The sequence below is a fragment of the Paenibacillus sp. 1-18 genome (assembly GCF_000520755.1).
GTDB lineage: Bacteria > Bacillota > Bacilli > Paenibacillales > Paenibacillaceae > Paenibacillus > Paenibacillus brasilensis.
Map to the genome: position 1 here is coordinate 22,807 of NZ_ASSB01000031.1, position 8,440 is coordinate 31,246.

The 8,440-nt window shown below is 47.9% G+C and carries 8 protein-coding genes; 1 reads left to right on the forward strand and 7 read right to left on the reverse strand.

Annotated features, from left to right (window positions below):
- Positions 1-60: 60 nt before the first annotated feature.
- The 5 genes from gmd to L693_RS0102260 form a co-directional block, all read right to left on the reverse strand.
- Positions 61-1,050 (reverse strand): GDP-mannose 4,6-dehydratase, encoded by a 990-nt coding sequence (gene gmd, locus L693_RS0102240; protein WP_025715872.1) that lies wholly within the window; start codon positions 1,048-1,050, stop codon positions 61-63.
- A gap of 21 nt (positions 1,051-1,071) precedes the next feature.
- Positions 1,072-2,010 (reverse strand): GDP-L-fucose synthase, encoded by a 939-nt coding sequence (gene fcl / locus L693_RS0102245; RefSeq protein WP_025715873.1) that lies wholly within the window; start codon positions 2,008-2,010, stop codon positions 1,072-1,074.
- A 31-nt stretch (positions 2,011-2,041) separates the two neighbouring features.
- Positions 2,042-2,743, reverse strand: a complete 702-nt coding sequence (locus L693_RS0102250) for a sugar transferase (protein ID WP_025715874.1) — start codon at positions 2,741-2,743, stop codon at positions 2,042-2,044.
- Positions 2,744-2,831: 88 nt separating this feature from the next.
- Positions 2,832-3,518 (reverse strand): CpsD/CapB family tyrosine-protein kinase, encoded by a 687-nt coding sequence (locus tag L693_RS0102255; protein ID WP_025715875.1) that lies wholly within the window; start codon positions 3,516-3,518, stop codon positions 2,832-2,834.
- Positions 3,499-4,248: a YveK family protein gene (locus tag L693_RS0102260; protein ID WP_025715876.1), complete on the reverse strand. Its 750-nt coding sequence runs from the start codon at positions 4,246-4,248 to the stop codon at positions 3,499-3,501. The genes L693_RS0102255 and L693_RS0102260 overlap by 20 nt, the downstream gene beginning before the upstream one ends.
- Positions 4,249-4,579: 331 nt before the next feature.
- Here L693_RS0102260 and L693_RS0102265 point away from each other — a divergent pair, with 331 nt between their 5' ends.
- Entirely contained in the window at positions 4,580-4,948 is a 369-nt protein-coding gene (locus tag L693_RS0102265) for a helix-turn-helix domain-containing protein (protein WP_025715877.1), read from the forward strand.
- A gap of 548 nt (positions 4,949-5,496) precedes the next feature.
- Here the strand turns inward: L693_RS0102265 and L693_RS0102275 are convergent.
- Together L693_RS0102275 and L693_RS0102280 are read right to left on the reverse strand one after the other, a co-directional pair.
- A complete protein-coding gene (locus L693_RS0102275) occupies positions 5,497-7,791 on the reverse strand; it encodes a hypothetical protein (protein WP_025715879.1) in 2,295 nt (764 codons plus the stop codon).
- 48 nt (positions 7,792-7,839) lie between these two features.
- Positions 7,840-8,440, reverse strand: a 601-nt coding sequence (locus L693_RS0102280) for a PA14 domain-containing protein (RefSeq protein WP_025715880.1), incomplete at its 5' end; no start/stop codon positions are given.

An 8,440-nucleotide genomic window follows, 5' to 3' on the forward strand; every position in this document is an offset into this window, starting at 1 on the left:
GAACTGCAATCATGTACAACGAAGAGACCTCCCCGGCTACACGGGTGGCCCCTCCATGTCTTACACGACGACGGAAGCTTCGACTGCAGCCTGCCTTTTTACCCGCTCCAGGTCTGTATCCACCATCATATGAATGAGCTGCTCGAAGCCTACTTCCATTCGCCAGTCCAGCTTCTCCTTTGCCTTGGCACAATCGCCGAGCAGCAAGTCTATCTCCGCCGGCCGGACAAATTGCGGATCAATAATGACGTAGTCCTCATAATTTAAACCTACATGAGAAAAGGCAATTTGCAGCAACTCGCGTACCGAATGCATCTCTCCTGTGGAAATGACGTAGTCATCCGGTTGATCCTGCTGAAGCATCAGCCACATGGCCTTTACATAATCCCCTGCAAACCCCCAGTCCCGCAGTGAATCCAAATTCCCCATACGCAGCTCCTGCTGCAATCCCAGCTTGATACGGGCTACAGCATCCGATACCTTGCGTGTTACAAATTCCAGTCCCCGACGGGGCGATTCATGATTGAACAAAATACCGGAGCAAGCAAACATATCAAAGCTTTCGCGGTAGTTCACCGTAATCCAATGACCATACACTTTGGCGACACCATATGGACTGCGCGGATAAAACGGTGTTGTTTCCGTCTGTGGTGTCTCCACGACCTTGCCGAACATCTCACTGCTCGACGCCTGATAAAACCGCGCTTCCGGCTTGGCAATCCGAACCGCCTCCAGCATATTGGTGACGGATAGCGCTGTGATCTGTCCTGTAGCCAGAGGCTGCGGCCATGAAGCCGCTACGAAGGATTGAGCAGCCAGGTTGTAGACCTCATCCGGGTCGGATTGACGGACAGCTTCAATCAGGGAGGCCAGATCGGTCATATCACCGGAAATCCAGTGGATATCATTTTGGATATGGGCTACATTTTCAAAATTCGGCGTGCTGGTGCGTCTGCGTACTCCGTACACCTCATAATCCTTGGACAGCAGCAACTCAGCCAGATATGATCCATCTTGTCCGGTAATCCCTGTGATCAGCGCTTTTTTCATTCCAATTCCTCCACCGTTTTTTTATTGTTCAACCAGATCCAGACCTTGAAATGTCTCGTACACAGACCTTAATCCCTCTTCCAGCGAAATCCGCGCCGACCAGCCCAGACCGGAAATTCGGGACACATCTACCAACTTGCGTGGCGTTCCATCGGGAGCGGAGGTATTAAAGGTAATTTCACCCTCATAACCGACCACATCCTTCACCCGTTCAGCCAGCTCACGGATGGAAATATCCTCTCCCACGCCGATGTTTACAATTTCATTTCCTTCATAGTTGTTCATCAGGAACAGGCAGGCATCCGCCAAATCATCAGAGTGAAGGAATTCCCGACGCGGCGTGCCGGAGCCCCATACTTCTACAGTTGGAGATTGATTCAGCTTGGCTTCATGAAATTTGCGGATAAGCGCGGGCAGCACATGAGAGGTCTGGAGGTCAAAATTGTCGCCCGGACCGTATAAATTCGTCGGCATCACTGAAATATAACGGGTTCCATACTGACGATTGTAGGATTGACACATTTTAATTCCGGCAATTTTGGCAATAGCATAAGCCTCGTTGGTAGGCTCAAGCTCACCGGTAAGCAGATACTCCTCCCGCAAGGGCTGCGGAGCAAATTTGGGATAAATGCACGTGGAGCCGAGGAACAACAGCTTGCTTACATTGGCCCGGTATGCCGCATCAATCACATTCGTTTGTATAAGTAGATTGTCACGGATAAAATCGGCCGGATATTCGTTGTTCGCCAAAATCCCCCCAACCTTGGCCGCTGCCAGGAATACATAGTCCACAGGCTCTGTTGCAAAAAAGTGGTCTACGGCCTCCTTGTTGCGTAAATCCAGCTCACGACTGGTCCGAGTAATAATGTGTTGATAACCTGCTCCCTGAAGCGCTCGGACAATAGCGGAACCCACCAGTCCGTTGTGCCCTGCTACATATATATTGGAATAAAAATCCATCCTTATCCCCAACCCTTCTTCATTAAGAACTTTAAAACGCATCCTTGGAGCCCAGCAGTACACGAAATGTTTTTAGCATGATGATCATATCCGTGCGTAAGCTGCGTCTGGATATGTATTCCAAATCCAGTTCTACCATCTCGTTAAAGCTCAGATGATTGCGACCACTGACCTGCCATAGCCCGGTACAGCCCGGTGTAACCGTCAGACGCAGCTTATCCCTCACTGTATAATCATGGACTTCTCTTGGCAGCGGTGGTCTGGGGCCTACCAGACTCATCTGCCCACGCAGCACATTGAACAGCTGCGGCAGCTCGTCAATGCTCGTTCTGCGGAGGAATCGGCCCACACGGGTAATTCGGGGATCGTTCCGCATTTTGAACATTGCACCCTCGATTTCATTTTTTTCCAGCAGCAATGCAGACAATTTTTCCTCAGCATCCGATACCATGGAACGAAATTTGATCATGCGAAACGGACGCTCATTTTTACCAATACGAATTTGATAAAATAACGCGCCCCCTTTCGGGTCCTCCAGCTTAATCAGCAAAATGACAAGCAGAAATACCGGGCATAACACGATGATGCCGATGAAAGACAATATAATGTCCATGCTTCGCTTCACAAACGGATATAGGCCCAATCCCTGTCGCCGTTCAAGCCCATGAGCGACTGGATATACATCCACTGACGCGCCCAAAGCTTCGGCCTCGTTTGAGCGGGAAGAAGACACGTCTCATCACCTCGCTCTCTTAATTTATAAATTTTGTTTATACATTGTTAAGAGAAATTTTATATATTTTCATTCTCCATCTTTTTAGTTATGTCAAGCTTCGTTCCTCCATACCACGCTGCATGCGGGTATTCGATCGTTTTACATTGTTGAGCACTACGCCCAAAATACGCGCCTTGACTCTTTCCAAATTTGCCTTCGCCTTCTTAACGATATCCTTTTTGACTTTCCCTGCCTGCACTACCAAAATGACACCATCACACATAGCGCTAACAATGAGACCATCAGGAAAAGACAGCAAGGGTGGCGTATCCATCAGGATCACATCATAATGTTCTTTTAACTCAACCAGTAGAGCCTTCATTCTACGGGAACTGAGCATCTCGGAAGGATTAGGCGGGTTCGGTCCGGCTGTAATCGCATGCAGTTGGTCAATCCCGGTTTCCTGAACCACATCCTGCCACGCCTGTTGATTGGCAAGCACCCGTGTCAGCCCTGTATGATTGCGCAAGCCAAACATATGATGCAAGGAGGAGCGACGCAAATCCATATCCATTACCAGTACCTTTTTCCCCTCTTGCGCATAGGTTACAGCCAAATTGCTAATCGTGACCGTCCTCCCTTCACCTGCCTGGGCAGACGCCACCATCATAACCTCAATCGGCTCGTCTATAGAGGAAAACTGGATGTTTGTGCGAAGCATACGGTACTCCTCCGAAACGGAAGACTGGGCATGCAGGGATGTGACCAGCTGATTATTGATTAATCGCGGCATATTGTCCTTCACCTACCTGTTTAGGAGTTGTTGTGGAGCTGTCAGAGCGTTTATCTTCTTTTTTCATTTTCGTAATCAGGGACAGAGTAGGCAGACCGAGTTCTTTTTCAATATCCTCTTCATTCTTAAAGGTGTCATCCAGTACCTCCAGCAAAAACGACAAGCCTATACCCAGCAACAAGGAGGTAGCAAAGGCAATAAACATCTGTACAGCAGGATTACTGTTCACAGGAATTGCCGGGTCAGTCAAGCTGGCTTCGCTCAGAATAGTGACATTGTCCATTTTCATGATAGAGGGAATTTGTCGTTTGAATACTTTGGCTACCGCATTGACGGTTTTCACAGCCTTCGTATACGATAAGTCGCGGACTGTCACATCCATGACCTGTGAATCACTGGCGGTGTTCACTCTTAATTTTTGTGCCAGAACTGACGGAGTAACCTTAAGATCGGGGAAGCTGGCGACCACCTGATCCATAATCGCCGAGGAGATCATAATTTGCTTATAGGAGTTCGTTAAGGCTATATTCGTTTGCACGACACTGTAATCGACGACACCTGCACGATCTGGTCGCGGCGTCTGGTTGATAATGAGCTCTGCGGTCGCTTCATAAACCTGAGGGGTAAAATATACATTTTTTATGCCCATTACAGCACACACCAGCAGCACGATACTACCAATTAACCACATTCTTTTTCGGATCACACGGATATACTCTTTCAACTGCACAAGATCATACCTCCCCTGATTGACTTGTTTTCGATGTGATAACGCTTGTACTGATCCTCTGCATACCGGGGAAAAGAACGGTGCATGAGCCTCTAATCTATAGTAAAATGTTGTATAATAGCGCATAGAAGGTCCAGCCAGCGAATAAGCACAACTGCTTAATTGTCGGTGGCCTGTTAAGGTATATAAACCATGATTTACGGAAAAAATACGAAATATAGATACGTTATGTAACTTTTGTAACTTATATAACCTAATTTATGATACAAATCGTATCCTGTCAAGCGTAAAATTGCAACTTTCTTAACCTTGGATTCAGGAGGAAAAACAGATGAATTATGGAACCCGCATCGCTGAATTACGAGAACATAAGGGATTAAAACAAGAGGAACTAGCGCAATCCCTCGGAATTACGCGGGCGGCTCTTTCTCACTATGAAAAAAATAGACGCAAACCAGACTTTGAGATCCTGAACAAGCTTGCCGATATTTTCGGGGTTACGATTGATTACTTGGTAGGACGCACAAGCCAGCCTACAGCGATATTGGATTCAGATGTGAGAGAGTTTGTGGATCAGCTGGAACTGTCCGATGAGGATATTCTGCAACGTTTCAACCTGACGATTGACGGACGGACCTTGTCTAAGGAAGAAGCTAAGCGCTTTATTGCGTTTGTCCGTATGGAACGAATGATGGAATAAGAATGGCTGCCAGCCACTTCATGTCTTTTCAATAGTGCTTGCAGCCGGAAGGAATTTACACGCGCTTGTCCTTCCGGTACTTGGTTTTAGCTGGGTCGCTCTCTAGACATTCTGGCATCGTGATGCCGCATTGGAGCAAGATGTCACGGATGTCCAGGTGGATGACAGGTTTGTCTGCTCTCCGTGCGTTGTTTCGAAGAAGAGGGCTGTTTCCCCTTGATTCTGTCTCCTTGTTCATTCAGCACTAACCTCACTTTATTATTCTTGGTCACTGGAAAGAGATTCCCTACAAACCATGTATGTATAGTCATGAACAAATCTATTATATATGAATACGTACCTGTAATGTTGTCGTCTTATGGCGAGAATATTAAAGGATTTTCGTGTTTTTTTCTCCATTATACGTAATGTATTGCCAATTCAGTACGATTTACGAATAAAAAAAGAACCTGTCAGGTCCTATTTTTCCTGATAGGTTCTCTTTTGTTTTTTTGCGACGTCAAAACAGATATTCCTCAGTCAAGGTCCTATCCTGCCTGGGGGTGTGATTAAGCGACCTCGGCCGCCCTGGAAACCTCCGTGCCTCCGGTCGCTCGGACTTTGTATGCATAATGGCTACCGGCTTTCACCGTACGATCCGTATAGGTGCTTCCCGCTACTTGCGAGGCAATCACCTGATATGCCCCGTCTGTCCCGTCCGCACGCAATATATCATAGGAGGATACGCCTTCTGCCTGAAGCCAGTCAATCTTTACCGCCCCATCCTGAACAGGGAAGGCTTCTACCCCTGTCGGGGCTGAAGCTGTAGACTGGTCTGTACTCTTTAATTCCAAAATATATTGTACCGATTCCCCAGGACCCAGCTTTTCTTCAAAATCAAGAGCAGGTGAAGCCTTGAGTCCTGATATGGAACGCCGGGCCTGACTGTAGGTAGCCCCGGCCCCAAAACGCTCACCGGTGTACACACCAGCTTTCGGCATCGTTACTCGTACACGAATGGTCTGTGCTGAATCCTCGAAATTCACCAGATTCACCAGCAATTTGTTCGAGGTGGCACCGCTGCCTGCCAGCGGTTTAAGCTTGGATGTGTCCACTGCACGAACATAGACCAGCTTGTCCTTGGTATCCTCTGGATTCAGCACCGTATAAGTCAACGGCTTACCGTGGGTGGCATAAGCCAGACTCAAGCGTCTCATGATCTTTACACGACTGTCCTGTCCTTGCCCAAACGGATAGATTTCTGTGCTTGCCGGGTTGTGGTTTTGCAGATCAAAGCCGGTTTTAAACAGCGTATAATCCTCATAAAACGCAGCATGCTGGATAAATATATCAGCAAACCCGATTTGCGAACGCATAATCCGGTCAAAAGCGGCTGCTTGAGGCTGACTAGCCCCGTAATCCGGGTTGTCCCGATGCGTATCGTTCGTACCGAACTCCGTGTTCAGCATCTTCTTGGCCAGCCCGTTGCTCGAACCGCCAAAGGTTTTCAGATTTTGAACGAAGCTGCCTCCGCCCTCTTCGTTGTAGGATTCGCCATAGGCATGTCCGTTGGTCAGATCAGTAACGTCCTCCAGCTGCTTGCGCTGGGCCGGATCTCGTTCCCATCCATCCGGGTCACCGCATTTAAGCGTACCTCCGGCTTGATTTTTGCACGCCTTTGTGGAGTACTTAGGCCAATAGGCCCACCCCGGCGCTACGGTTTTGAGATGCGGTACCAATTGCTTGCCTTCCGTATTCAACCACTGAGCCACAGCCAGATCGACTGCCTTCGAGCGATTAAATAATCCGGGTTCGTTATCTACTTCATAATATTGAAGGTATGAACCATATTTTTTTACATAATCGCGCAATTTTTGCTTGGCTGTCTCCGGCAGAGAACCATCCTTTTGCAGCTTGATATCTCCCGTATATAAGTACAAGGCGGATGACTGCATATTATATTGCTTCAGCGTGTGATAGTAATCATCCACGTCTGTACATGCCTTGCTCACATTACTGGCACAGGTGACCCTCATGACATTGCCGCTATAAGCAATTCCCAGCCATTTGAGAACGTATGGTAAATGCTTAACCGCACCCTGATCATAATAGAACTCTCTGTTGTTCACATTCGTTCCGGTCAGTATATATTTACCGTGTATCGGTTCGGTTGCAGGTGAAGCTAACGTCTCCAAGCTCAAGTCATCCCAAGTCCACCACACATTTTTATCTTCTGCAGAGGAGCAGTATAGGCAGCGCGCTGTCTTTAGCTTGAGTACGTTAACACCGCTTTGCAATTGCTCTTTAGGGATATACAACTCGTAGTTGCTTTTGTAATTATATGCACTGCCCGTACCGGAAACCCCAGCGATTTGAATGATACCGGACAGCTGATGATTTGAAAATACAGCCATTTGCGGAACAGCTTTGCCCGCATCCAAAATCCGTACACGGAATATTACCCCATTGGGAGGAACTTGATCCAGCTTATACTGGAGCGACAGTTCAGGATTCGTGGACGCATTCAAGCCGGGAGGAATATCTCCACTGCTGAGCAATACCGGGGCCGTTGTATTCTCTGCTATGGACGTTGCAGACGATACTCCTTTAGCCGACGACTCGGTAGAAGCAGAGGCTGTAGGAATGTTGATATTGTCTCTACCAACCACTCCTTTAAATTCCGCTGAAGAATCATCCCTCTGACCCAGCTTCCATACTGGACTGGATGCCGCTACTTTATCTGTCGGCTGTTCTGTGATCCTTGAAGGCGTGTAAATCAGCCAAGCGATCAGCGCTATAGCTACGACCCCCAGCAGCCCGGATAATACTGGCGTATACCGGTGGGTCAACCATTTTTTCATCATATGATCCACCCTCTCTCCTCAAAATTTTTGACCGGGAAAGAGAATCTATTAAGGAAGAAACAAAGCGTTACCGGGAACCACCGCTTTCGCTTCATGCTGACTTTCCCACATCAGACGTGCCATCGCGTCGCCATATTCATCATAGTATTCAACTTTTAAATCCACCATTTTACCTGCTTGCAAGGTGATACTGCCCTTGCGCTCTGTCCAGCTTTGCTTAAACCAGCTATCAATAATCAGCTTGCCGTCTACCCATACACGGATTCCATCATCGGATATCGTTGTAAATGTATAGGTCTCACTATATTGTGGCTTTATTTTACCTGTCCAGCGAACCGAGAACCGATCAGCGTTCACCTTTACGTCAGCTGCGACAGCACGCCAGTTATAGTCCAGCTTGCTATCTGTACGGGTCAAAGCAGCACTACCCTCCAGATTCATGTTGTTAAAATATTCACCCCGCAGCCCATTCGCATAAACCATATCCGGAACAGAAGGAGGAGCCGGAGATGGGGGAACGATCACTACTGGCGGAGCCGGGATAGGCTCGCTTTGCCCCTTGTCCGGAAGGGTTGGTACATCCGTCCCGGGTTGTTGAACTGCTGCCAATCCATTTTTCACATCATCCCGATTCAAGCTCCTCGAATCA

Coding starts and splice junctions, on each gene's coding strand:
- gmd (WP_025715872.1), bottom strand. CDS start 1,050: ATGAAAAAAGCGCTGATCACAGGGATTACCGGACAAGATGGATCATAT.
- L693_RS0102265 (WP_025715877.1), top strand. CDS start 4,580: ATGAATTATGGAACCCGCATCGCTGAATTACGAGAACATAAGGGATTA.
- L693_RS0102275 (WP_025715879.1), bottom strand. CDS start 7,791: ATGATGAAAAAATGGTTGACCCACCGGTATACGCCAGTATTATCCGGG.
- L693_RS0102255 (WP_025715875.1), bottom strand. CDS start 3,518: ATGCCGCGATTAATCAATAATCAGCTGGTCACATCCCTGCATGCCCAG.
- fcl (WP_025715873.1), bottom strand. CDS start 2,010: ATGGATTTTTATTCCAATATATATGTAGCAGGGCACAACGGACTGGTG.